This is a genomic window from Streptomyces sp. LHD-70 (assembly GCF_031157275.1).
Taxonomy (GTDB): domain Bacteria; phylum Actinomycetota; class Actinomycetes; order Streptomycetales; family Streptomycetaceae; genus Streptomyces.
Genome location: NZ_JAVIFW010000002.1, coordinates 266423 through 290814 on the forward strand (window position 1 = coordinate 266423; position 24392 = coordinate 290814).

Annotated in this window: 24 protein-coding genes; 5 read left to right on the forward strand and 19 right to left on the reverse strand. The window is 69.8% G+C overall.

All coding sequences use genetic code 11. The features are described from left to right. Positions 1-163: 163 nt before the first annotated feature. Complete coding sequence (nucS, locus tag RCO28_RS06150) at positions 164-835, forward strand: endonuclease NucS (RefSeq protein ID WP_187370004.1); 672 nt, start codon at positions 164-166, stop codon at positions 833-835. A gap of 178 nt (positions 836-1013) precedes the next feature. On the opposite strand, the gene RCO28_RS06155 is transcribed toward nucS, so the two are convergent. From RCO28_RS06155 to RCO28_RS06165, 3 genes are all read right to left on the reverse strand, one after another. Further along, on the reverse strand, positions 1014-3419 hold the full coding sequence (locus RCO28_RS06155) for an ATP-binding protein (RefSeq protein ID WP_308939934.1): 2406 nt from the start codon (positions 3417-3419) through the stop codon (positions 1014-1016). Between the two features lie 233 nt (positions 3420-3652). Next, a complete protein-coding gene (locus tag RCO28_RS06160; RefSeq protein ID WP_282542453.1) occupies positions 3653-3967 on the reverse strand; it encodes an STAS domain-containing protein in 315 nt (104 codons plus the stop codon). 195 nt (positions 3968-4162) lie between these two features. Beyond that, positions 4163-5011, reverse strand: a complete 849-nt coding sequence (locus tag RCO28_RS06165) for a 3-hydroxyacyl-CoA dehydrogenase family protein (protein ID WP_308939935.1) — start codon at positions 5009-5011, stop codon at positions 4163-4165. Between the two features lie 231 nt (positions 5012-5242). Here RCO28_RS06165 and RCO28_RS06170 point away from each other — a divergent pair, with 231 nt between their 5' ends. Further along, positions 5243-5815: a cob(I)yrinic acid a,c-diamide adenosyltransferase gene (locus tag RCO28_RS06170; RefSeq protein ID WP_308939936.1), complete on the forward strand. Its 573-nt coding sequence runs from the start codon at positions 5243-5245 to the stop codon at positions 5813-5815. Between the two features lie 3 nt (positions 5816-5818). Here the strand turns inward: RCO28_RS06170 and RCO28_RS06175 are convergent, their stop codons facing one another. Continuing rightward, the gene (locus RCO28_RS06175) at positions 5819-6394 is read right to left on the reverse strand and encodes a hypothetical protein (RefSeq protein ID WP_308939937.1); all 576 of its coding nucleotides are present in this window, start codon (positions 6392-6394) and stop codon (positions 5819-5821) included. 228 nt (positions 6395-6622) lie between these two features. Here RCO28_RS06175 and RCO28_RS06180 point away from each other — a divergent pair, with 228 nt between their 5' ends. The 3 genes from RCO28_RS06180 (at position 6623) to RCO28_RS06190 (ending at position 10542) form a co-directional block, all read left to right on the forward strand. Further along, on the forward strand, positions 6623-7816 hold the full coding sequence (locus RCO28_RS06180; RefSeq protein WP_308940293.1) for a histidine kinase: 1194 nt from the start codon (positions 6623-6625) through the stop codon (positions 7814-7816). Next, positions 7813-8466: a response regulator transcription factor gene (locus RCO28_RS06185; protein ID WP_308939938.1), complete on the forward strand. Its 654-nt coding sequence runs from the start codon at positions 7813-7815 to the stop codon at positions 8464-8466. Before RCO28_RS06180 ends, RCO28_RS06185 begins: the two co-directional genes overlap by 4 nt. A gap of 219 nt (positions 8467-8685) precedes the next feature. Next, positions 8686-10542: a glycoside hydrolase family 18 chitinase gene (locus RCO28_RS06190; protein WP_308939939.1), complete on the forward strand. Its 1857-nt coding sequence runs from the start codon at positions 8686-8688 to the stop codon at positions 10540-10542. A gap of 98 nt (positions 10543-10640) precedes the next feature. On the opposite strand, the gene RCO28_RS06195 is transcribed toward RCO28_RS06190, so the two are convergent. The 15 genes from RCO28_RS06195 to RCO28_RS06265 form a co-directional block, all read right to left on the reverse strand. Then, the gene (locus RCO28_RS06195; RefSeq protein WP_308939940.1) at positions 10641-11087 is read right to left on the reverse strand and encodes a DUF2550 domain-containing protein; all 447 of its coding nucleotides are present in this window, start codon (positions 11085-11087) and stop codon (positions 10641-10643) included. A gap of 128 nt (positions 11088-11215) precedes the next feature. Beyond that, positions 11216-11596 carry a F0F1 ATP synthase subunit epsilon gene (locus RCO28_RS06200; protein WP_308939941.1) on the reverse strand — a complete coding sequence of 127 codons (381 nt, stop codon included), beginning with the start codon at positions 11594-11596 and terminating at the stop codon, positions 11216-11218. 111 nt (positions 11597-11707) lie between these two features. Beyond that, positions 11708-13150: a F0F1 ATP synthase subunit beta gene (gene atpD, locus RCO28_RS06205; protein ID WP_308939942.1), complete on the reverse strand. Its 1443-nt coding sequence runs from the start codon at positions 13148-13150 to the stop codon at positions 11708-11710. Continuing rightward, the gene (locus tag RCO28_RS06210) at positions 13150-14067 is read right to left on the reverse strand and encodes a F0F1 ATP synthase subunit gamma (protein WP_308939943.1); all 918 of its coding nucleotides are present in this window, start codon (positions 14065-14067) and stop codon (positions 13150-13152) included. Before RCO28_RS06210 ends, atpD begins: the two co-directional genes overlap by 1 nt. Before the next feature lie 20 nt (positions 14068-14087). Next, a complete protein-coding gene (gene atpA / locus RCO28_RS06215; protein ID WP_308939944.1) occupies positions 14088-15686 on the reverse strand; it encodes a F0F1 ATP synthase subunit alpha in 1599 nt (532 codons plus the stop codon). Between the two features lie 171 nt (positions 15687-15857). Further along, complete coding sequence (locus tag RCO28_RS06220; protein ID WP_308939945.1) at positions 15858-16673, reverse strand: F0F1 ATP synthase subunit delta; 816 nt, start codon at positions 16671-16673, stop codon at positions 15858-15860. Further along, complete coding sequence (locus RCO28_RS06225; RefSeq protein WP_308939946.1) at positions 16670-17218, reverse strand: F0F1 ATP synthase subunit B; 549 nt, start codon at positions 17216-17218, stop codon at positions 16670-16672. Before RCO28_RS06225 ends, RCO28_RS06220 begins: the two co-directional genes overlap by 4 nt. A gap of 38 nt (positions 17219-17256) precedes the next feature. Then, positions 17257-17493, reverse strand: coding sequence for an ATP synthase F0 subunit C (gene atpE, locus RCO28_RS06230; RefSeq protein WP_308939947.1), 237 nt, complete (start codon positions 17491-17493; stop codon positions 17257-17259). 78 nt (positions 17494-17571) lie between these two features. Continuing rightward, positions 17572-18342 carry a F0F1 ATP synthase subunit A gene (atpB, locus tag RCO28_RS06235; RefSeq protein ID WP_308940294.1) on the reverse strand — a complete coding sequence of 257 codons (771 nt, stop codon included), beginning with the start codon at positions 18340-18342 and terminating at the stop codon, positions 17572-17574. Between the two features lie 273 nt (positions 18343-18615). Beyond that, positions 18616-19053: a hypothetical protein gene (locus RCO28_RS06240; protein ID WP_308939948.1), complete on the reverse strand. Its 438-nt coding sequence runs from the start codon at positions 19051-19053 to the stop codon at positions 18616-18618. 385 nt (positions 19054-19438) lie between these two features. After that, complete coding sequence (locus RCO28_RS06245) at positions 19439-19786, reverse strand: hypothetical protein (RefSeq protein ID WP_308939949.1); 348 nt, start codon at positions 19784-19786, stop codon at positions 19439-19441. A 231-nt stretch (positions 19787-20017) separates the two neighbouring features. Continuing rightward, positions 20018-21349: an MraY family glycosyltransferase gene (locus tag RCO28_RS06250; RefSeq protein WP_308939950.1), complete on the reverse strand. Its 1332-nt coding sequence runs from the start codon at positions 21347-21349 to the stop codon at positions 20018-20020. Between the two features lie 200 nt (positions 21350-21549). Further along, complete coding sequence (glyA, locus tag RCO28_RS06255) at positions 21550-22830, reverse strand: serine hydroxymethyltransferase (RefSeq protein ID WP_308939951.1); 1281 nt, start codon at positions 22828-22830, stop codon at positions 21550-21552. A 233-nt stretch (positions 22831-23063) separates the two neighbouring features. Beyond that, positions 23064-23747 (reverse strand): protein-tyrosine-phosphatase, encoded by a 684-nt coding sequence (locus tag RCO28_RS06260; RefSeq protein ID WP_308939952.1) that lies wholly within the window; start codon positions 23745-23747, stop codon positions 23064-23066. Then, entirely contained in the window at positions 23744-24391 is a 648-nt protein-coding gene (locus tag RCO28_RS06265) for an L-threonylcarbamoyladenylate synthase (protein ID WP_308939953.1), read from the reverse strand. The genes RCO28_RS06260 and RCO28_RS06265 overlap by 4 nt, the downstream gene beginning before the upstream one ends. Position 24392 lies beyond the last annotated feature (1 nt).

A 24392-nucleotide genomic window follows, 5' to 3' on the forward strand; every position in this document is an offset into this window, starting at 1 on the left:
ACCTGTCCTGCCCGCACCAGGAGAATGCGCGCACAACCGGCCATGGGCGAACGGTGTCCTTCCCGGAAAATGGGGCGGATCACCCATCCCCGTTCCTTCCCTGCGGTTCGTTGCACGAGGGCGTTTCGCGTGGAGCGGGGGGTGTCCAGTAGCGTTGCCGACCATGCGTCTCGTCATCGCCCGCTGCTCCGTCGACTACGCGGGCCGGCTCACCGCCCACCTCCCCCTCGCGCCCCGCCTCATCCTCGTGAAGGCGGACGGCAGTGTCTCGATCCACGCGGACGACCGGGCCTACAAGCCCCTGAACTGGATGTCGCCGCCGTGCACCCTGAAGGAGGGTTCGGGGGACGACGCGGGCGTCTGGACGGTCGTGAACAAGGCGGGCGAGAAGCTCATCATCACGATGGAGGAGATCCTGCACGACTCCTCGCACGAACTGGGCGTCGACCCGGGCCTCATCAAGGACGGCGTGGAAGCGCACCTCCAGGAGCTGCTCGCCGACCGGATCGAGACACTTGGCGAGGGATACACCCTGATCCGCCGCGAGTACCCGACGGCGATCGGCCCGGTCGACATCCTGTGCCGGGACTCCGACGGCGCGACGGTGGCCGTGGAGATCAAGCGGCGGGGCGAGATCGACGGCGTGGAGCAACTCACGCGCTACCTGGACCTGTTGAACCGCGACCCGCACCTGGCTCCGGTGAAGGGCGTCTTCGCCGCGCAGGAGATCAAGCCCCAGGCCCGCGTTCTCGCGACGGATCGCGGCATCGACTGCGCGGTCCTGGACTACGACGCCTTGCGCGGCATCGAGGACGACAAGCTGCGGTTGTTCTGAGCGGTCGTATACCGCGGACCGTTCCGCACCGTCGACTCGGTGGCCGTCTGACCGCCCTCCGGGCTCGTCCTCAAGCGCCGGACGGGCTGAAAAATCAGCCCCTCCGGCGTTTGAGGAGGCCCGTCCGGCAGGACTTTCGGGAAGGGGCGGGTCAGGGGAAAAGCACGCGCCGCCACCCTCAAGCCGAGCTCTCCACCCCCGAAGGCTCCCCGCTGCCCGACGGCGCAGCCGCACTGCTGCTGGCCGGTTCGCTGGAGCCGGGGTCCGTGTCCGAGGGCTCCGGGTCCGGGGAGGACGGCGGAGGTGAGGACGTCGGCGGCTTCGTGGTCGTCGGCGGCTTCGACGAGGACGGCGGCTTCGTCGTCGTAGGAGGCTTGGAGGAGCTCGGCGGCTTCGTGGTCGTCGGGTCGTCCGAGGGCGAGCCGCTCGGGCTCGGGGACTCGCTGCCGCTCGGGCTGTCCGAGGGCGAGCCGCTGCCGGGCGAGTCCGAGGTGCTCGGCGTCGACGGCGCGGCCGGGCCGCTGCTCAGCTCGTCCTCCGGCGGGTCCGCGGGCAAGTCGTCGTCCTGCTGTCCGGTCGTACGGTCGGGCCTGACCGTGTCGGGCGGCGTCTCGTCGTCGGAGATCGCACCGAGCGTCACCACGGTGCCGAGGACGACCGCGAGCAGCGCACCCGCCCCGGCCGCGGCGAGATTGCGTCGCGTACCGGCGACGGCCGCCTTGCGCGGGCTCTCCTCCTGCGGCTCGGCCGCCGCCCGGCTCACCACCGTCTGGATCTCGTCCGACGCGAAGCCGGGGCTCGGCGGCGCGGCGGACACCGCACGGGGCGGCGCCGCCCCGTCCGCACGCCGGCTCACCGGAAGGCCCGCGGGCGGTGTGGTGCCGTCGCGGTCGGAGACCAGGGCGAGGGCCCTGCGGCCCGCGACGGTGCCCCGCTTGTCGGCGAGCGCGCCGCGCATCCCGATGGACGCCTCCAGCTCCGTACGGGCCCTCTCCAGCTGGCCGCCGAGGAGCGCGAGGACGCCCAACTCGTGGTGGAAGTACGCCTCTTCGGCCACCTCACCGGCGAGCCTGGCCGCCTCCTGGCCGATGCGCAGGACCCGCTCCCAGGCGCCCCAGGCGAGCCCCGCCGCGAGCGCGGGCGCCGCGGTGCGGGCGAGCAGGACGGCCGAGCCGAGGTGCCCGGACTCGGTGCCGGGCACGAGCACGCCGAGCGCGGCGAGCAGCGCGTCGGACTCGGCGGTGGCACGTTCGGCGGTGACGGAGGGGTGGCCGGCCCACCAGGCGTAGTGCTGGGCGGCGCCGTGCGCGCGGGCGGGCGCGGTGTCCCCGTACCCGGCGGCTTCCAGCTGGGTGAGGACGCCCGCGGCGAGGCGGTGGCGCGCGCCGGTGGGGCCGACGAGCCCGGCGGCGGCGAGCTCGCCGAGCGCGGCGTCCGCGTGCGTGTCCCCGATGAGGGCGGGCAGATGCGCCTGGTGCGGCACCTCGCCGCCGAGCGCGACCGCGAACTCCAGGGTGGCGCGGGCGGATTCGCTGAGCCGGGACGCGAGCAGCGCGGCGGGCGCGGCGGCCTCGGCGAGGGAGGGCAGCGGTACGGGGCCGCCCTCTTCCGGACCGCCCTCGGCGTCCACCGCGTCGGCGAGGAGCCGGTCCCGCTGCCGCAGCAGCGCGCCGGCCTGCATGAAGCGCAGCGGCAGCCCTTCGGACTCGAACCACAGGTCGCCGGCGAGGGCCTCCTCCTCGTCGCTGAGCGGGCGGCCGGTGGCGAGTTCGAGGAGCTTCAGGCCCGCGGCCCGGTCGAGGCCGCCGAGGAAGACCTCCTCGACGTGCGACTCGGCGGACGGCGCGGCGACATCCGGGGTGGCCGCGAGCAGGTAGGCGCACTCGGGGGTGGCGTCGAGGAAGTCCTGCAGGGCGGCGCCGCCGAACTCCAGGTCGTCGAGGACGACGACGGCGCCGATGTCGTGGACGCAGGCGCGGAGTTGGGCCTCGTCGGGCCGGTGTCCGGGCGAGGCGTACACGGCGGCGTACAGCTCGTGGAGGAGTTCGGCCGCGGTGCGGCGGTGGCCGGAGAGCCGGACGACGCCGTCGGGCGCGAGGTCGGCGCAGTCCTCGGCGAGTGCCTCGAGGAGCGAGGTGCGCCCGGAGCCCGCGGGCCCGGTGAGGCGTACGGAGCGGCCGCGGGCGAGCAGCCGGGTGAGCCGTTCGCGTACCTCCTGGCGTTCCAGGAGCGGCGGCCGGACCCGCGCGGGGCCGGGCGGCGGGGGCGGCAGGGCGGCGCTGCGGCGGGCGGCGCGCTCGTCCGCGTCGTACCGCTGCGGGCTCGCGGGCTGCTCGCCGGGCGGGCATGGCTCGATCTCGCTGCCGTCGACGGGGTTGACGGTCAGCAGATAGTCCCCGGAGGTCAGCTGAACTGTCCGTACGGGCGCGGCAGCCCCGAACTCCGGGGTGCTCGGGTAGCCCCGGCTCGCGGAGTTCGGGGAGGAGTCGCGGTGCGGGCCCGCGGGGTGCGCGGGCGTCGCGGGGTCGTCGGGGCCGCGGCCGTGCTGACCGTGCTCCTCGGGTCCCCGGCTCGTCGGGTCCATGGTCAAAGCCCCCAAAAGCTTCGTATGCCTTGGCTTCCCCGGCCTTTCGCATACGGCTCTGTCGCTTCTGGTCCGGCACTCACGGGATAGGGGTGAGCGACCGAACCTTAGACCGTGGCGCGGTATCGCGGAACACCTGGGGTGGCGTGACGTCCGAGACGTCACGGTCTCACCGGATTTGTCGCGGCGGCGCGGCGCCGTGGGCGGCGCGCTCACCCTCGTCCCCGCGCGCGCTACAGGGGGTGCGCCCCGATCCCGCCCTCGATCGCGAGGATGCGGTGCAGCCTGGTGGCCACGAGCAGCCGCTGCATCTGCGGCGGTACGTTGCGCAGCACCAGGCGGCGGCCGCAGCGGCCGGCCTGGCGGTGGGCGCCCATGATGACGCCGAGTCCGGTGGCGTCGAGGGCGGCGAGGTCCGAGAGGTCGAGGACGAGGTCGCCCGCACCCTCGTCCAGGGCGGAATGCAGGGCAGTCCGGGCGTCCGCCGCGCTTCGGACGTCGAGGCTGCCCCCGACGGTCAGCTCGGCGTGGTCGCCCCTGATGTGCATATGCGCTCCCGAGAGTGCTGTGGCGTCGTCGCCACCGTCGTCACGTACGTCCCAACTGTGGTCTCACTGAACTGACGGGCCCACGGACGAGGAAGTTGTCGTCCGTGAGCGAACCGATACGCAATTCACCCCTGAGGGGGACCCGACCGGTGCCCGTACGGGTCGCGTACGGATGTCCGGCCGGGGTACGGCGGTTCAGTGCTGGTAGAACCCCTGCCCGCTCTTGCGGCCGATATCGCCGGCGTCGACCATGCGGCGCATCAGCTCCGGCGGAGCGAACTTCTCGTCCTGGGATTCCGTGTAGATGTTGCTGGTCGCGTGCAGCAGGATGTCGACCCCGGTCAGGTCGGCGGTGGCCAGAGGGCCCATCGCGTGGCCGAAGCCCAGCTTGCAGGCGATGTCGATGTCCTCGGCGGTGGCGACGCCCGACTCGTAGAGCTTGGCGGCCTCCACCACGAGGGCCGAGATCAGCCTAGTGGTCACGAAGCCCGCGACGTCGCGGTTCACGACGATGCAGGTCTTGCCGACCGACTCGGCGAACTCCCTTGCGGTGGCGAGGGTTTCGTCGCTGGTCTTGTAGCCGCGGACCAGCTCGCAGAGCTGCATCATCGGCACCGGCGAGAAGAAGTGCGCACCGACGACCCGCTCCGGACGCTCCGTCACGGCCGCGATCTTGGTGATCGGGATGGCGGAGGTGTTGGAGGCGAGCACGGCCTCGGGGCGCACGAGCTTGTCGAGCGTACGGAAGATCTCGTGCTTGACCTCGAGCTTCTCGAAGACGGCCTCGACTACGACGTCCGCGTCGGCGGCGCCGTCCAGATCGGTGGTCGTGGTGATCCGCGCCAGCGCGGCCTCCGCGTCCTCGGCGCTGAGCTTGCCCTTGCTCACGAACTTCTCGTACGAGGCCTTGATGCCGTCGGTGCCACGGGTCAGGGCCGCGTCGGTGACATCGCGAAGCACCACGTCCCAGCCCGCCTGGGCGGAGACCTGAGCGATACCGGACCCCATGAGTCCGGCTCCGACGACGGCGAGCTTCCGTGCCACTGTGCGATCCCCTTTGACAGTTGCGGTCTTACTCATGGTTAACAACGAACTCTCCGGCGGAGACTAGCGGGCGTGAGGCCCCCTTGGGGCGGTACGAGATACGCGTCACGTCTCATCTGACGGACATCACACGCCGTGGCTCGATCCGCTTGTCCGCACCGCGTAGTTGGGGCGTTTTCCGGCGGAAAGGTCGGCGTCCGCGCGGCGGAGGTCGGGAGTAACCTCGGCCACATGGTCATTCTGTCGCGCATCTACACCCGCACCGGGGACACCGGCACCACCGCTCTGGGCGACATGAGCCGCGCCCCCAAGACCGATCTGCGGATCGCGGCGTACGCCGACGCCAACGAGGCCAACGCCGTGCTCGGCACCGCGATCGCCCTCGGCGGCCTCGACGAGGAGGTCGTGGGCGTCCTCACGCGGGTCCAGAACGACCTGTTCGACGTGGGCGCGGACCTCTCCACGCCGGTCGTCGAGAACCCCGAGTACCCGCCGCTGCGCGTCGAGCAGAGTTACGTCGACAAGCTGGAGGCGGACTGCGACCACTTCAACGAGCAGCTGGAGAAGCTCCGTTCGTTCATCCTGCCCGGCGGCACGCCCGGCGCGGCGCTGCTGCACCAGGCGTGCACGGTCGTCCGTCGCGCCGAGCGCTCCACCTGGGCGGCGCTCGAAGCACACGGCGAGACGATGAACGCGCTGACGGCGACGTACCTCAACCGCCTGTCCGACCTCCTGTTCATCCTGGCCCGCATCGCCAACAAGGAGGTCGGGGACGTGCTGTGGGTGCCCGGCGGCGAGCGGTGACCTTCAGAGCCTGCTGAGTTCCTTCGCGGAGGCCCCGTCGCCGGCACCGGCCGGGGCCTTCTTCGGGAACAGGGTGTACGCGCCGGCGATCACCACGTTGATGCCGATCACGAACAGCATCCGCTGCTGCCACTGCTCAAGCGAGCCGGTCTGCCCCGGGTCCCCCACGTACCAGATCGCGCACTGCAGCAGCCCAAGGGCGATCGCCGAGGCGAGCACCCAGCGGGCCGCCAGCTTCCACTCGTGCAGCGCGCGGGCCATGCCGTACTTCGGGGTGGTGGGCGGCGGGCCGCCGAAGAAGCGGTGGGCGACGCGGACGTCGACCCACTTGACCGTGTAGTGGCCGAGGGCGATCGAGTAGCCGATATAGGCCGCCGCGAGGCCGTGCTTCCAGTCCGGCTCGGCGCCGCCGCGCAGATCGATCGCCGTGGCCACGAACAGGACCACTTCGAGCAGCGGCTCACAGAGCAGGACGGCGACGCTCGCGCGCGGCATCCTCGCCCAGTACCGCAGGGCGAGGCCCAGGGCGAGCAGCACCCAGAAGCCGGCCTCGCAGATGATGATGAGCGTGACGATCACGGGACTCTCCTCTCGCGGTCCCTCCAGCGTCCCGTCCTTGCCGCGCCCCTTCGTCGTCTGCGCTGACGAAGTGCGAGTACATCGAAGGATGCAGTCCCGCACCGTCCCACCTCGATCCGCATACGGAGGCCACGGCGCCGCCCGCCGTGTTGGATGGGGAGCGTGACTTCCGAGAGCCGACCCCGCGAGGCCGACCGCCCGCCGCGCCGACGCGCGGGAGTCGCGGGCCTGCCCCGGCCGCACCGGATCGACGTCCTGATCGCCCTCTCCGGCCTGCTCGGCGGCCTCGCCCTCTGGGGCATCGGCCTCGGCATGCGCACCTCGCCCGTCCCCTCGCTCCCGGACGCCTGGCTCCTCGTACCGCTGGCGCTCATGTCCGGCCTGGAGCTGCTGCGCCGCACGCTGCCGCAGACCGCGCTCGCCCTCGGCACACTCGTGCTGGTGGCCGACCAGTTCACGCCCGGCAACCTCGTGACCGTCATCCTCTTCGCGGACCTCGCGTACGCCGCCGTCCTGTACGGCTCGCCCGCCGCCGCCCGGCGCCTTCCGTGGGCCACCGGGCTCGCCACCGTCGCCGCCACACTCGGATTCCTGGCCTGGTTCCAGCAGCCCGAGGCGGTGCTGCTCGGCCTCATGGTCGGCCTCATCACGTTCACCCCCGCCACCACGGGCGCCATCGTCCGCAACCACCGGGACGCCGCCGAGGCCGCCCGGCTGCGGGCCCAACAGACCGCGCTGCTCGCCGAGATGGACCGCGCCCAGGCCGTCACCGCCGAGCGCGCGCGGATGGCCCGCGAGCTGCACGACATGGTCGCCAACCACCTCTCCGCCATCGCCATCCACTCCACCGCCGCGCTCTCCCTGGACGACCCGGGCACCACCCGCGACGCCCTCGGCGTGATCCGCGAGAACAGCGTCGACGGACTGGCCGAGATGCGCCGCCTCATCGGCCTGCTCCGGGACGGCAGCGACGACCACGAACCGGCGGCGGCGCCCACCCTCGACGGCCTCGCCACCCTCGCCGAACAGGCCCGCACCAACGGCCTCGACGTCACGCTCGACGACCGCCGCACCGACTCCGCCCGCCTCCCGGCCCCGGTCGAGCTGGCCGCGTACCGGATCGTCCAGGAGTCCCTCACCAACGCCCTCAAGCACGCCGCACCCGGCCCCGTCCACGTCGCCCTGAGCCTCGCCGACCGCACCCTGGCGGTGACGGTGACCAGCCCCTTCGGCGACCCCTCGGGGCCGCGCGCGCCGGGCTCGGGGGCCGGGCTCGTCGGCATGCGGGAGCGGGCCTCGCTGCTCGGCGGGGAGTTCGAGGCGGGCCCGCGCGACAGCGCCGAGGGCAAGATCTGGTACGTAGGGGCCGCACTGCCCGCCGGGGAAGCCACCGTGAAGGCCCGCGAAGGAGGAAGCGAATGATCCGGGTCCTGGTCGCCGAGGACCAGTCGGCCGTACGCGCGGGCCTCGTCCTGATCCTGGGCAGCGCCCCGGACATCGAGGTCGTCGGCGAGGCCGCGGACGGCGAGGAGGCGGTGGCCCGCGCCCGCGAACTCCGCCCCGATCTGGTCCTGATGGACGTCCAGATGCCCCGCCTCGACGGTGTCGCGGCCACCCGCAGGGTGGTGGCCGAGCAGCTCGCCGACGTCCTGGTCCTGACCACCTTCGACCTGGACGAGTACGTCTTCGGGGCGCTGCGCGCGGGCGCCTCCGGGTTCCTGCTGAAGAACACCGACGCCAAGGACCTGCTCGACGCGGTCCGTACGGTGGCGCGCGGCGAGGGCCTGATCGCGCCCGCCGTGACCCGCCGCCTGATCGCCGAGTTCGCCGCGGAGCCCACCCGCGCGCAGAGCGCCCCCGACGCCGCTGTCCTGAAGGCCGTGGACGCCCTCACCCGCCGCGAGCGCGAGGTCCTCCGCTGCCTCGGCCAGGGCCTGTCCAACGCGGAGATCGCGGTACGTCTGGACATGGCGGAGGCCACCGTGAAGACCCATGTGAGCCGGCTGCTCGGGAAGCTGGAGCTGCGCAGCAGGGTCCAAGCGGCCGTGCTGGCGCAGGAGTTGAACATCTGAGCACGCTCAGGACCGCCGGGGACGGGAGTCCGAGCCGAGTGTCCAGGCCGCCGGTCCGAGAGTGGCGGGATCCAGTGGTCCAGACCTATTGACGTAAAGTCCAGACCTTTCTACTCTCACGGCACTGCGGTGAGCACAGCACACGTCGACGACGTGCTCACGGGCGTCGCAGGGTCCCCCCACCCCATACGTCCGGACCTCATCCCGAGGAGGCGCACCATGCGCTTCAGGCTCAGATCACGGCAAAGACTCACAGCGGGACTGGCGACCCTGCTGCTGCCGTTCGGCTCGCTCGTCGCACTCGCCGCCCCCACCCAGGCCGCCCCGGCAGCCGCTGCGGCCTCGGAGGCTACCGCCACGTACACCAAGACCCAGGACTGGGGGAACGGCTTCGAGGGCAAGTGGACGGTGAAGAACACCGGCACCACCGCCCTGGCCTCCTGGACCGTCCAGTGGGACTTCCCCGCCGACACCAAGGTCACCTCGGCCTGGGACGCCGACGTCACCCACTCCGGCAACCGCTGGACCGCCAAGAACAAGTCCTGGAACGGCACGCTCGCCCCCGGCGCCTCCGTCACCTTCGGCTTCAACGGTACGGGCACCGGCGCCCCCGCCAACTGCACGCTCAACGAGGCCAGTTGCGACGGCGGCAGCGTCCCCGGCGACAACCCGCCCTCCACCCCCGGCACCCCCACGGCCGCGGACATCACCGACACCTCGGTCAAGCTCAGCTGGAGCGCCGCCACCGACGACAACGGCGTCAAGAACTACGACGTGCTGCGCGACGGCGCCAAGGTCGCGACGGTCACCGGCACGTCGTACGCCGACAGCGGGCTCACCGCCGGCACCGACTACTCGTACAGCGTCCAGGCCCGGGACACCGCCGACCAGACCGGACCGGTCAGCGGCGCCCGCGCGGTGCGCACCACCGGCGGCGGCACCGACCCGGGCCCCGGCCCCGGCGACCAGGTCAAGCTCGGCTACTTCACCAACTGGGGTGTGTACGGCCGCAATTACCACGTGAAGAACCTGGTCACCTCCGGCTCCGCGGCCAAGATCACGCACATCAACTACGCCTTCGGCAACGTCCAGGGCGGCAAGTGCACGATCGGTGACGCGTACGCCGACTATGACAAGGCCTACACAGCCGACCAGTCCGTGGACGGCGTCGCCGACACCTGGGACCAGCCGCTGCGCGGCAACTTCAACCAGCTGCGCAAGCTGAAGGCCAAGTACCCGCACATCAAGGTGCTCTGGTCGTTCGGCGGCTGGACCTGGTCCGGCGGCTTCACGGACGCGATGAAGAACCCGGCCGCGTTCGCCAAGTCCTGCCACGACCTGGTCGAGGACCCGCGCTGGGCCGATGTCTTCGACGGCATCGACCTGGACTGGGAGTACCCCAACGCCTGCGGCCTCAGCTGCGACACCAGCGGCCCGGCCGCGATGAAGAACATGATGCAGGCCTTCCGCACCGAGTTCGGCCAGAACGCCCTGGTCACGGCCGCCATCACAGCCGACGCCTCGTCCGGCGGCAAGATCGACGCCGCGGACTACGGCGGCGCGGCCCAGTACGCCGACTGGTACAACGTGATGACTTACGACTTCTTCGGCGCCTGGGCCAAGACCGGCCCCACGGCCCCGCACTCCCCGCTCACCTCGTACGCGGGCATCCCACAGGAGGGCTTCAACTCCGCCGAGGCGATCGCCAAGTTGAAGGCCAAGGGAGTCCCGTCCTCGAAGCTCCTGCTCGGCATCGGCTTCTACGGCCGCGGCTGGACCGGCGTCACCCAGAAGGAACCGGGCGGCACGGCGACGGGCGCGGCGGCCGGCACGTACGAGGCGGGCATCGAGGACTACAAGGTCCTCAAGTCCAAGTGCCCGAGCAACGGCCTGGCCGCGGGCACGGCGTACGCCCACTGCGGCACGGACTGGTGGTCGTACGACACCCCGGCGACGATCAAGTCCAAGATGACGTGGGCGAAGAACCGGTCGCTTGGCGGCGCGTTCTTCTGGGAGTTCAGCGGGGACACGGCTGACGGTGAGCTGGTGTCTGCGATCAACTCGGGCCTGAGCTAGCCGCTTTGACCGAAGGCCGGGCCACGGGAACGCCCCCTGTGGTCCGGCCTTCTTCCTCTCGCCACCCCAGGAGGGGCGGCCCGGGGCGCAGCCCCGGCCTAAGCGACGTTGACCCGCTGCCCCGGAGGCGCCGCCTCCAACCAGGCCAGGAACCCGGTCAGCGCATCCTCGCTCATCGCAAGCTCGATCCGCGTCCCGTCATGCGTACAACCGAGCACCACCGCATCGGAGAGCAACGCCAGCTCCTCCTCGCCGTCGGGCGCACGCCGGTCCACGACCTCGATCGCGGACCGCTCCAGCACCCGCCGCGGCCGCGGCGCGTACGAGAAGACCCGGAACCAGGCGATGCGGTCGCCGTTGTACCGGGCCACTCCATAGCTCCAGCCCTTGCCGGACGTGTCCCCGGGCTCGGGCGCGTTCCACCGCAGGGAACAGTCGAAGGTGCCGCCGGACCGCTGGATCAGGCGCCTGCGCAGCCCGAAGACGAAGAGCCCCACCAACACGAGCACGATCACCAGCGCGCACACAACCACAGCGAGGATCATCGGCACCGACCTCCTCGCTCCGTCCAGTCACGCAAACCGACCTTGCACCTGCATCGCCTCAGCCGCGGCCCGGTCCGGATCGCTCCGGTCCTGGCCGCGGCTGAGTCACACTCCGCGTCGCGCCGTCGTCAGCGCGCCGCCACCGCACGGAGGCGGACGTCCGCGCGACGCTCGGCGGCCGCGTCGGCCTCCGACTTCGCGCGCTCCAGCGCCCGCTCCGCACGCTGAACATCGATCTCGTCGGCCATTTCCACGGTCTCGGCCAACAGCGACAGCTTGTTGTCCGCGAACGAGATGAAACCGCCGTGCACCGCGGCGACGATCGTGCCGATCTCCTCAGAGGTCGTACGGATCGTCACAGGGCCCGACTCCAGCACACCGAGCAGCGGCTGGTGACCGGGCATGACGCCGATGTCGCCGGAGGTGGTGCGCGCCACGACCAGGGTGGCCTCGCCGGACCAGACCTGGCGGTCGGCGGCGACCAGCTCGACGTGCAGCTCAGCAGCCAAGGTTGGCTCCTCGGGTCACCACCCGGCGGGTTCAGCCGGGTGTTGGGTCAAATTCTAGTAGGCGTACCGGGAGGGGTGGGACGCGCCCACCCCTCCCGTGAGTCAGGGGACTCAGGAGACGCCGAGCTCCTTGGCCTTGGCCTTGAGGTCGTCAATGCCACCGCACATGAAGAACGCCTGCTCGGGGAAGTGGTCGTACTCGCCGTCGCAGATCGCGTTGAACGCGGCGATCGACTCGTCGAGCGGCACGTCCGAACCGTCCAGGCCGGTGAACTGCTTGGCGGCGTGGGTGTTCTGCGACAGGAAGCGCTCGACGCGACGGGCGCGGTGGACAACAAGCTTGTCCTCTTCGCCCAGCTCGTCGATACCGAGGATCGCGATGATGTCCTGGAGGTCCTTGTACTTCTGCAGGATTCCCTTGACACGGCTGGCCGCGTCGTAGTGGTCCTGCGCGATGTAGCGCGGGTCCAGGATGCGGGACGTGGAGTCCAGCGGGTCCACGGCCGGGTAGATGCCCTTCTCGGAGATCGGACGGGAGAGAACCGTCGTCGCGTCGAGGTGGGCGAACGTGGTGGCCGGGGCCGGGTCGGTCAGGTCGTCCGCGGGCACGTAAATGGCCTGCATGGACGTGATCGAGTGACCACGGGTCGAGGTGATGCGCTCCTGGAGCACACCCATCTCGTCCGCCAGGGTCGGCTGGTAACCCACCGCGGAGGGCATGCGCCCGAGCAGCGTGGAGACCTCGGAACCGGCCTGGGTGAAGCGGAAGATGTTGTCGATGAAGAGCAGAACGTCCTGCTTCTGCACGTCACGGAAGTACTCCGCCATGGTGAGCGCGGAGAGCGCGACGCGAAGACGCGTGCCCGGCGGCTCGTCCATCTGACCGAAGACGAGAGCGGTCTTGTCCAGAACCCCGGACTCTTCCATCTCGTCGATGAGGTCGTTGCCCTCACGGGTGCGCTCGCCGACGCCGGCGAACACGGAAACACCGTCGTGCAGCTTCGCCACACGCATGATCATTTCCTGGATGAGGACGGTCTTGCCCACACCCGCGCCACCGAACAGACCGATCTTTCCACCCTTGACGTACGGGGTGAGAAGGTCGACGACCTTCAGGCCGGTCTCGAACATCTCGGTCTTGGACTCGAGCTGGTCGAAGGCGGGGGCCTTGCGGTGGATGGACCAGCGCTCGGACTCCTTGCCGTTCTCCTCCGGGTGGTTCAGCACCTCACCGAGGGTGTTGAAGACCTTGCCCTTGGTGAAGTCACCGACCGGCACGGTGATGCTGGAGCCGGTGTCGGTCACCGTGGCCTGGCGGACCAGGCCGTCGGTGGGCTGCATGGAGACCGCGCGGACCACGCCGTCACCCAGGTGCTGGGCGACCTCGAGGGTCAGCGTCTTCTTCTCGCCCTCGTTCGCCGGGTCGGCGACCTCGACGTGCAGCGCGTTGTAGATCTCCGGCATCGCGTCGACGGGGAACTCCACGTCGACGACCGGGCCGATGACACGGGCGACACGGCCCGTCGCCGTCGCCGTCTCAACAGTGGTGGTCATTACTTGTCACTCCCCGCGGTCGCGTCGGTCAGGGCTGCGGAGCCACCGACGATCTCGCTGATTTCCTGGGTGATTTCGGCCTGGCGGGCCGCGTTGGCAGAGCGGGTGAGCGCTGTGATCAGATCACCCGCGTTGTCGGTCGCCGACTTCATCGCGCGGCGCGTGGCCGCGTGCTTGGAGGCGGCCGACTGAAGCAGCGCGTTGTAGATACGGCTCTCGACGTACCGCGGAAGCAGGGCGTCGAGGACGTCCTGACCCGAGGGCTCGAAGTCGTACAGCGGGCGGATCTCGTCCTTGGTGCCCGCCTCTTCGGCAACCTCGTCGAGGCTGAGCGGCAGCAGCCGGGCCTCGACCGCGTTCTGCGTCATCATCGAGACGAACTCGGTGTAGACGAGGTGGAGTTCATCCACGCCGCCCTCGGCCGTCTCCGTCTCGATGGCCTCGATCAGTGGACCGGCGATCGCCTTCGCGTCCGCGTAGCTGGGCTGGTCCGTGAAGCCCGTCCACTCGCCGGAGATCTTCCGCTCCCGGAAGTTGTAGTGCGCGATGCCACGGCGGCCGACGATGTACGTGTCGACCTCCTTGCCATCGGCCCGCAGCTTCTCGCTGAGCTGCTCCGCCGCCTTGATGGCGTTGGAGTTGAAGGCGCCGGCCAGACCACGGTCGCTCGTGAGGAGCAGGACCGCGGCCCGGGTCGGGTTCTCCACCTCGGTGGTCAGCGGGTGCTTGTCGCTCGCCCCCGTCGACACCGCGGTGACCGCGCGGGTGAGCTCGGTCGCGTACGGCGTGGAGGCCGCCACCTTGCGCTGTGCCTTGACGACACGCGAGGCGGCGATCATCTCCATCGCCTTCGTGATCTTCTTCGTCGCGGTGACGGACCGGATGCGACGCTTGTAGACCCGGAGCTGGGCTCCCATGAGTCAGGTCCCTTCCGTCGTCACTTGGAGACGTCGACGGCTGCCGGAGCGTCCTCGCCGATCAGCTTGCCGTCGGAGGTCTCGAACTGCTTCTTGAACTCGGCGATGGCGTCCCCGATGGCGGTCAGGGTGTCGTCCGACAGCTTGCCGCCCTCCTTGATGGAGGTCATCAGGCCCTGCTCCTTGCGGTGCAGGTGGTCGAGCAGCTCGCGCTCGAAGCGGCGGACGTCCGCGACCGGCACGTCGTCCATCTTGCCGGTGGTGCCGGCCCAGACGGAGACGACCTGGTCCTCGGTGGCCATCGGCTGGTACTGGTCCTGCTTGAGCAGCTCGACCATCCGCTGACCGCGCTCGAGCGACGCCTTCGACGCGGCGTCCAGGTCGGAACCGAAGGCGGCGAACGCCTCGAGCTCACGGAACTGGGCGAGGTCCACGCGGAGGCGGCCGGAGACCTGCTTCATCGCCTTGTGCTGCGCGGAACCACCGACTCGGGAGACGGAGATACCGACGTTCAGCGCGGGGCGCTGACCGGCGTTGAAGAGGTCCGACTCCAGGAAGCACTGGCCGTCGGTGATGGAGATGACGTTGGTCGGAATGAACGCCGACACGTCGTTCGCCTTGGTCTCGACGATCGGCAGACCGGTCATCGAGCCCTTGCCCATCTCGTCCGAGAGCTTGGCGCAGCGCTCGAGGAGGCGGGAGTGCAGGTAGAAGACGTCACCCGGGTAGGCCTCACGGCCCGGCGGACGACGGAGCAGCAGGGACACGGCGCGGTAGGCGTCGGCCTGCTTCGAGAGGTCGTCGAAGATGATGAGGACGTGCTTGCCCTCGTACATCCACTGCTGGCCGATGGCCGAACCGGTGTAGGGGGCCAGGTACTTGAAGCCCGCCGGGTCGGACGCCGGGGCGGCGACGATCGTCGTGTACTCAAGGGCGCCGGCCTCTTCGAGGGCACCACGCACGGAGGCGATGGTCGAGCCCTTCTGACCGATGGCGACGTAGATGCAGCGCACCTGCTTGTTCACGTCACCCGTGCGCCAGTTGTCGCGCTGGTTGATGATCGTGTCGACGGCCAGGGCGGTCTTGCCCGTCTGGCGGTCGCCGATGATCAGCTGACGCTGGCCACGGCCGATCGGGGTCATCGCGTCGACGGCCTTGTAGCCGGTCTCCATCGGCTCGTGCACCGACTTGCGGTCCATGACCGTGGGGGCCTGCAGCTCGAGGGCGCGACGTCCGCTGGTCTCGATCTCGCCGAGGCCGTCGATCGGGTTGCCGAGCGGGTCGACAACGCGGCCGAGGTAGCCCTCGCCGACGGCCACCGACAGGACCTCGCCGGTACGGCTGACCGGCTGGCCCTCCTCGACGCCGCTGAACTCGCCGAGGACGACGGCGCCGATCTCGCGCTCTTCCAGGTTCAGAGCGAGACCGAGGGTGCCGTCCTCGAACTTCAGCAGCTCGTTTGCCATGGCCGAGGGCAGGCCCTCGACCTTCGCGATGCCGTCGCCGGCCAGCGTGACCGTACCGACCTCCTCGCGCGAGGCCGCGTCCGGCTTGTACGCCTGGACAAAGTTCTCCAGCGCGTCCCGGATCTCCTCCGGCCGGATCGTGAGCTCCGCCATCTGGGTTCCCTGCTCTCCTTGTTGGGCCCGAAGTTTTCTTGGGGGGTCTGGGGCTGTTTCCCTTAGCGGCTTGCGCCGCGGGCCCCCAGGAATCCTCTGCACGGCCCAACTCGGGCCGTTAGCAATGCTTGTTGAGTTGGTGTGCGGCGACCTGGACGAACCAGGCTGCCGTCAGCCGGCCATCCGGCGGCTCGCGTCTTCGAGCCGGTCCGCGATGGAGCCGTTGATGACCTCGTCGCCGACCTGCACCCGGATCCCGCCGAGGACCTCGGGGTCCACGTCGAGGTTGAGGTGCATCTGCCGGCCGTACAGCTTGGCCAGCGATCCCGCCAGCTTCTGCTTCTGTCCGTCGGACAGCGGCACGGCCGAGGTGACGATCGCGACCGTACGGTTGCGGCGGTCCGCGGCGAGCTTGGACAGGGACTCGAGTCCCGCTTCCAGGCTACGTCCACGCGGGTGCGTCACCAGACGCGTGACCAGTCGCTCCGTGGGGGCCTCCGCACGGCCGCCGAGCAGGCTGCGCAGCAGCTCGCCCTTGGCCGATCCGGCGGCGCTACGGCTGGTCAGGGCCGCCCGCAGCTCGGTGCTCGAGGAGACGATCCGCCCGAAGCGGAACAGCTCGTCCTCGACGTTGTCGAGCTTGCCTGCACGCTGTGCCGCGTTGAGGTCGGCGATGTTCGCCAGCTCCTCGAACGCGTCCACCACGTCACGCGACTGCGACCAGCGGGAGCGGACGACGCCTGCCACCAGGTCGGCGGTCTCGGCGGAGACCTGCCCACCGAGCACCCGGCCCGCGAGCTCGGCCTTCGCCTCAGCGGCCTGCGCCGGGTCGGTCAGGACCCGACGCAGCGACACCTCGCGGTCGAGCAGCGCGGTGACGGCGGCCAGCTCGTCCGCAAGCGCGGTCGCGTCCACCGACGTGTTGTCGGTCAGCGCGTCGAGACGCTCTCGTGCGGCAGCCAGTGCCTCGCGGCTCGCTCCGTTCATCGCGCGGCCTCGGCCTTCTCCTCGAGCTCGTCGAGGAAGCGGTCGATGGTGCGGCTCTGCCGGGCGTGGTCCTCAAGGGACTCGCCGACGAGCTTGCCGGCCAGGGTGGTGGCCAGCTGGCCGACGTCCTGACGCAGCGACTGCGAAGCGGCCTTGCGGTCCGCCGCGATCTGCGTGTGGCCGGCAGCGATGATCTCCTCACGCTGCCGCTGGCCCTCAGCGCGCATCTCGGCGATGAGCTGAGCACCCTGCTCCTGCGCCTCCTGGCGCAGCCGCGCGGCCTCGTGCCGAGCCTCGGCGAGCTGAGCCTTGTACTGCTCGAGCACGCTCTGGGCCTCGGTCTGGGCGGCCTCGGCCTTCTCAATGCCGCCTTCGATCGCCTCCCGGCGCTGCTCCAGAACCTTGTTGATGTTCGGGAGGAGCTTCTTCCAGAAGAAGAAGAAGACGATGGCGAAGGCGATGGTGCCGACGAGCAGCTCGGGGCCGGGCGGGATGAGCGGGTTCTGCTCTTCCCCGGCCGCCAGCTGCACCAGGTTGGCGATCACATCAGTGCCTTTCGTCGAAAGTGTCAGGTAAGAACGGGTTACTTACCGAACACGAACGGCATAACGATGCCGATGAGGGCGAGCGCCTCACAGAAGGCGAAGCCCAGGATCTGGTTGGCGCGGATCAGGCCGGCGGCCTCGGGCTGACGGGCCAGGGCCTGGGTGCCGTTACCGAACACGATGCCGACGCCGATGCCGGGACCGATAGCGGCGAGACCGTAGCCGATGGAACCGAGGGATCCGGTGACGGCGGCGAGTTCGATGGTCGCGGACATGCCGTTACTTCCTTCTCTTTCATGGACCGGTGGGGGTTGGCCACCGGGCGATCTAGGGGGTGTTGCAGGCGGGGTGGCTCAGTGGTGCTCGGAGACCGCGCCCTGGATGTACGTGCAGGCGAGCAGCACGAAGACGTAGGCCTGGACGGCCTGCACGAAAAGCTCGAAGATGATCATCGCGACGGTCATCACGAAGGAGACACCGGCGGCGGGAATCAGCCAGGAGTTCAGCAGGTACCAGGAGGCGACCGTGAACATCACGAGCATCAGGTGGCCGGCGAACATGTTCGCGAAGAGCCGGACCGCGTGCGTGAAGGGTCGCACCAGGAGGTTCGAGAAGAGCTCGATGAACGAGACGAGCCACTTGATCTGGCCCAGCGAGGGGTCGTAACCCGTGACGTTCTTCCAACCGCCGACGAAGCCGTGGCGCTTGAACGTCAGCGAGACCCAGGTGACGTAGACGATCGCGGCGAGCACGGCCGGGTAGGCGATGATCGAGGAGACCGGGAACTGGGCCAGCGGGATCACGGACCAGATGTTCATGATCCAGATGAAGAAGAACAGCGAGACCATCAGGGGGACGTACTTCTCGCCCTCCTTCTTTCCGAGGGTCTCGTAGACGATGCCGCGGCGTACGAAGTCGTAGCCCGCCTCACCGACCATCTGCAGCTTGCCCGGCACTACCTTCGCCTTGCCGAACGCAATGGTGAAGAACGTGACCACGATGAGCGTGGTGATGAGCGCGAGCAGCATCACCTTGTTGAACTCGAAGCCGCCGATGGTGGCGATCGGCTTGAAAAGGAATGAGTGCAGGCCCGGCGCCGGGAAGCCACATCCGTTGTCGGACATGATGCGGCAGCTCCAGTCAAAGGCGAGCTGTGTCCGGTCAGCACTCACCGCGGGCTCCTTCGGCGTGACGCATAAGTACGGCAACCTCGTTGTGTCGGCGCGGCGTGCAGCCGCGAGTCGGCACCGGTCTGGTGTTTCGGATATGGGGGCGGCAGTCAGGCGTTGAGCCTCGCGATGAAGCAGGCGTCAGCTCATGTGCCCGCGCCCGCAGTGCCGCAGTTGGCACCGGACGATAGCAGGAGTTCTTACGGCTCTTTATCCCGGCCCTACCCCTCATGACGAGGACCCCGACTTGTCGTTCTTCGTAGCGTCCGAAGAGTCGGGATCGACGTAGAAAATCTTCGCCTTGAGGTGGGCGCGGGCCTGTGCGGCAACCCATACAACTGCGGCAACGATGATCGTCGCGGCGAATGTCTTGGGGTTGAAGAGAGTGGTGTCCTTGAAGACGGCGACGAACGCGAACAACACCAGCAACTGCACCACGTAGAGCACGAGGCCCATCGCCTGGAACAGGTGCGGAAAGTGCTTGGCCGCGAACTGGAGGCCGAGAATCCCGAGCCCCATGAAGAGGCACACCACGGCGGTCGCGACGACAGCACCGATCGCTCCCTCGCCGCCCGCCACGATTCCACTGACGACGGCGGCGATAGCGCCGGCGGCGACGGTGGGCACGACGATGGGCACGAGAGTTCGGGCGTCATTGGACTGCATGGCGGCAGCTCCACTTACTGAAGAAGGGGACGAGTTGTCGTCATGGACGAGCGTAAGCCCGGGAACGGAGAGCTCCTGATGGCCAACCAACCGTCGCACTACGGTCCTTCGGCCCTACCCCGGGATCTCGTGAACGGTATCACAAACTATTTGATGAGGTCTTTACCCACCTGGTGTGCCAGCCGTCACACATGAGAGTTAACGCGCGCGTCTGCGCGCGCAGGCAGGCGACATGTCTGTTAATGGGGGCTTTTGCTCAGGCGGATGCGTAGTTGGGAACGGCTCACGGACCTGGACTCAGAAACGTGTGTGGCTCCGACCCACCTGTCGAGGGGGTCGGAGCCACAACGTGCATCAACCGATTAAGCGGTCGCCTGGTGCGAGGTCAGCAACCGACCTGGTAGATCTTCCGCCCCTGGAACCACAGGCCCCCGATGTACCGGTGGTTCTTGGTCTTGCGGGCCTGCGCTGTGAACTTCGGGTCTCGAGAGCTCGGGACGTCAACCTTGAAGCAGACCCTGTGGCTGCAGGAGTTCTTGACCCGGACGTAGCGGTTGTTGTTGGCGGAGTACCACTTCAGGGCCTTCACGCACTTCCGCGCGGACGCATCGACGTTCGCCGTCTCGGCTGACGCCACGGTCGCCGCCCGCGCCTGCGACGGCGTCGCCGCCATCGCGTTGCTCGACATGCCCAGCGCCCCCACCAATGCCACCGTAGCGAGCGAGGTGCTCATCACCCTGCGCATTCTTCCTCCCGTTTTCTGTTTGAAGCGGTCGAACCAGCGGAGGTGGTCGATCTCCGCTTCGCACACGCTATGGGGAGCAGACGGGCCTGGTGAGCGATCTACAGCAGGTTGGCTCAAAAATGATCATGCTGACGGATTGCATACGCCGGGGGACAACTGGTCGCGCCGCTGTCGGCGCAACGACCCCGCTCCGATACCGGCTTCGTCGTGCGTATCGTCCTAGACCCGAGACGAGTGATCCACATCGGCATCTCGCTCAGCAAGGCGCGATCGCCTACCGATGGCCGTGGCCCCGTTTCCACGCGCGGCGATCCCGGGGGTCGGCGGCACGTTGTCCGCCACCTCGTCTCTCGCGTCCGCCCGCTCCGCCTCCGCCTCGCCCCGCCCCCGTCGGTACCGAGGCGGCACGAATGCCTCCATCCAGCGCGGTGTACGTGGCGTGAAGCGCGGCAGCAGCAGCAGGACCAGGCCCACGAAGCTCAGCACCACGACCACCAGGACGATCCACATCGACGCCGAGTGCACCGAGTACGCCAGGGCGCCGAAGGCGATCAGCGCGGACCAGAAGTACATGATCAGGACGGCCCGGCTGTGCGAGTGGCCGATCTCCAGGAGCCGGTGGTGCAGGTGGCCCCGGTCGGCGGCGAAGGGCGACTGGCCGCGCCAGGTCCGGCGTACGACCGCGAGGATCAGGTCCGCGGCGGGCACCGCGATGATCGTCAGGGGCAGCAGCAGCGGAATGTAGACCGGCACCGTCTGGTGCACCGCGGAGCGCTCGGAGCCGGCGAAGAGGTTCATCGCGTCCGGGTCGACCTGACCCGTGATGGAGATCGCGCCCGCCGCGAGCACCAGGCCGATCAGCATCGAGCCCGAGTCGCCCATGAAGATCCGGGCGGGGTGCATGTTGTGCGGCAGGAAGCCCAGGCACATGCCCATCAGGATCGCCGCGAACAGCGTGGCCGGGGCGGCCGACTCGATGCCGTAGCTGAACCAGATGCGGTATGCGTACAGGAAGAACGCCGCAGCCGCGATGCAGACCATGCCCGCGGCCAGGCCGTCGAGGCCGTCCACGAAATTCACGGCGTTGATGGTGATCAGGACCAGGGCGACCGTCAGGAGCGTGCCCTGCTGGTCGCTCAGGGAGACCGATCCCACACCCGGCACCGGCAGCCACAGGATCGTCAGACCCTGCATGACCATCACGCCCGCGGCGATCATCTGGCCGCCCAGCTTGATCAGGGCGTCGATCTCGAACTTGTCGTCCAGTACACCGATCAGCCAGATGACGGCGGCCCCGGAGAGCAGTGCTCTCGGTTCGTTGGAGTTCTCGAAGACCTCGTTGAGGTTCTGCAGATGGTCCGCGACGAGCAGGCCCGCGCACAGGCCGAAGAACATCGCGATGCCGCCGAGCCGCGGGGTCGGTTCCCGGTGCACATCACGCGCACGGATCTCCGGCATCGCACCGGCGACGATGGCGAACTTCCGCACCGGCCCGGTCAGCAGATAGGTGACCGCTGCCGTGACGCAAAGCGTCAGCAGATATTCACGCACGGGCTTCCCCACAGGTATCGCTGGCCATCTCAGCCCCACACCCTAGCTTCGCGCGCATACGGTTGAGGACTTCCGGGTATCGACGATGGTTGCACGAGTCCCTGTCCACCCCGCTGCGCCTACCCCGGATCCGCACGGATACCGCCCACGATGCGCCGGCCCGCGACGCCGGCCGGCGAGCAGTGGCCGACTGCCGACGGCTACCGGCTCGGATACGGCGGGAACCGTCGTACGAGCTCCCGCACCTCGCCCCGCAGCCGGTTCGGTTCCGCGTCCGAGCGCAGGGCCGCGGCGAACAGCTCCGCGATCCGCGTCATCTCCTCCGCGCCCATGCCCTGCGTGGTGACGGCCGCCGTGCCCAGGCGCAGGCCGCGGACGTCGCCGTGCGGCAGGGCGCAGGTGTCGAGGACCAGGCCGGCGGCGGCGAGGCGGCCGCGGGCGGTGCGGGCGTCGAGGCCGTAGCGGCCGGTGTCGGCGGTGAGCAGATGGGTGTCGGTGCCGCCGGTGGTGATCACCAGGCCGCGCGTCGTCAACTCCGCTGCCAGGGCACGGGCGTTGGCGACCACCTTGTGTGCGTACGTCGTGAACGCCGGGGTGGCCGCCTCGCCGAACGCGACGGCCTTCGCGGCGATCGTGTGCATCTGGGCGCCGCCCTGTGTGAAAGGGAACACCGCCCGGTCGATGCGCTCCGCGAGGTCGCCGCCGCACAGCAGCATCCCGCCGCGTGGCCCGCGCAGCACCTTGTGTGTGGTGGCGCACACCACGTCCGCGTACGGCACCGGGCTGGGCGCCGCTCCCCCGGCGACCAGGCCAATGGGGTGGGCGGCGTCGGCGATCAGATAGGCGCCCACGTCGTCGGCGATGTCCCGGAACGCGGAGTAGTCGATGTGCCGCGGGTACGAGATCGAGCCGCAGACCACGGCCTTCGGCTTGTGCGTGCGGGCGAGGGCGTGGATCTGCTCGTAGTCGATCAGGCCGCTCTCGGCGTCCACGCCGTAGCCGACGAACTCGAACCAGCGGCCGGAGAAGTTCGCGGGCGAGCCGTGCGTGAGGTGGCCGCCGTGCGGCAGGCCCATCGCGAGGACCGTGTCGCCGGGGCGCAGGAGCGCGGCGTACGCGGCGAGCACCGCGGAGGACCCGGAGTGCGGCTGTACGTTGGCGTGCTCCGCGCCGAACAGGGCCTTGGCGCGGTCCATGGCGATGCGCTCGGCGACGTCGACGAACTCGCAGCCGCCGTGGTGGCGGGCGCCGGGGTAGCCCTCGGCGTACTTGTTCGCGAGCGGTGAGCCGAGCGCGGTGAGGACCGCGGACGAGGTGAAGTTCTCGGCGGCGATCAACTGCAGGCCGTCCGACTGGCGTTCCAGCTCGGCGACGAGGATCTCCGCCAGCTCGGGGTCCTGCCGGCGCAGCGCGTCGACATCGGGCCCGAGGGCGGGGCGTACGGGTGCGGCGGCGGCCGGGGCCGCGGAGGTGACCGGCATCATCGACTCCGGCGGGGAGAGGGATCCTGGGTCCAATGTAGGCCGCGTCACGGCGGGCCGCCTGGCGTGCGCCCACCGCCTTCGGGCGGATTCTTCCCCCTCCCCGCCCCTTCCCGAAAGCTTGCAGCGGCTGTCGTTCGGCTGTCCCACCGTCGTGGCTGGTCGCGCAGTTCCCCGCGCCCCTGAAGAACCAGCCCCTCCGGCACACGGGGCGGGGTGGGGAAAAAGAAGACCTACGCCGGAAGACCCGCCGCCGGAACCCCCGTAAGCGCCGTGACGACCGGGTCCAACGCCTGGTTGATCTCGTCGCCGATGGAGCGGAAGAACGGCAGCGGAGCGCCGTACGGATCGTGCACCTCGTCCGCCTCCGCGCTGGGCGCGAGCAGCCAGCCGCGCAGCGCGGCCGCGGCCCGTACGAGCGCTCGGGCGCGCTCCAGGACGCCGTCGTCCAGCGGGTCCGGCAGGGTCGCCGGATCTATGGCGCGGACGAGCCGCGTGAACTCCTTCAGGGTGAACGTGCGAAGGCCCGCGCTGTGGCCCATCGAGACGACCTGCGCGCGGTGGTCGCGGGTCGCCGTGAGGACCAGGTCGGCGCGGATGACGTGCTCGTCGAGCAGCTCACGGCCGATGAAGCCGGTGGAGTCCGCGCCGAAGTCGGAGAGGACCGTCGCCGCGTTGGTCTCCATGGCGGCGCCCTCGTGCCCCCAGGTGCCCGCGCTCTCCACGATCAGGCCACGGGTGTCGAGGTCGCCGAGGCGGTGTGCCAGGGCATGACGGGTCAGCCGCTCGGTGATCGGTGAGCGGCAGACGTTGCCGGTGCTGACGTGGAGGATGCGGAAGCTGCCCGTGGACCCGGCGAGAGCGCCGGGAAACGTTTCGGGGAAGCTCGCTATGCCACGCCCCTCGGGGGCCGTCAATTGGCCACCTCGAGGTCGGGTACCACCTTGCGGAGCTCGTCGGCGTCGAGTGCGCCCGCGCGAAGGAGTACGGGGACCTTGCCGGTGACGTCCACGATCGACGACGGCACGATGCCCGGCGTCGGCCCGCCGTCCAGGTACACGGAGACGGAGTCGCCGAGCATCTCCTGCGCCGCGTCGCAGTCCTCCGGCGCCGGGTGCCCGGTGAGGTTCGCCGACGTCACCGCCATCGGGCCGACCTCGGTCAGCAGCTCGATCGCGACCGGGTGCAGCGGCATCCGGATCGCGACGGTGCCCCGGGTGTCCCCGAGGTCCCACTGCAGCGAGGGCTGGTGCTTGGCGACCAGCGTGAGGGCGCCCGGCCAGAACGCGTCGACGAGCTCCCAGGCCATCTCGGAGAAGTCCGTGACGAGGCCATGGAGCGTGTTCGGGGAGCCGATCAGCACGGGCGTGGGCATGTTTCGGCCCCGGCCCTTGGCGGCGAGGACGTCCGCCACGGCCTCGGACGAGAAGGCGTCGGCGCCGATCCCGTAGACCGTGTCCGTGGGCAGCACGACCAGCTCGCCGCGGCGGACGGCGGACGCGGCCTCGCGCAGACCGGTCACGCGGTCGGTCGCGTCGTTCGTGTCGTATCGCCGTGCCATT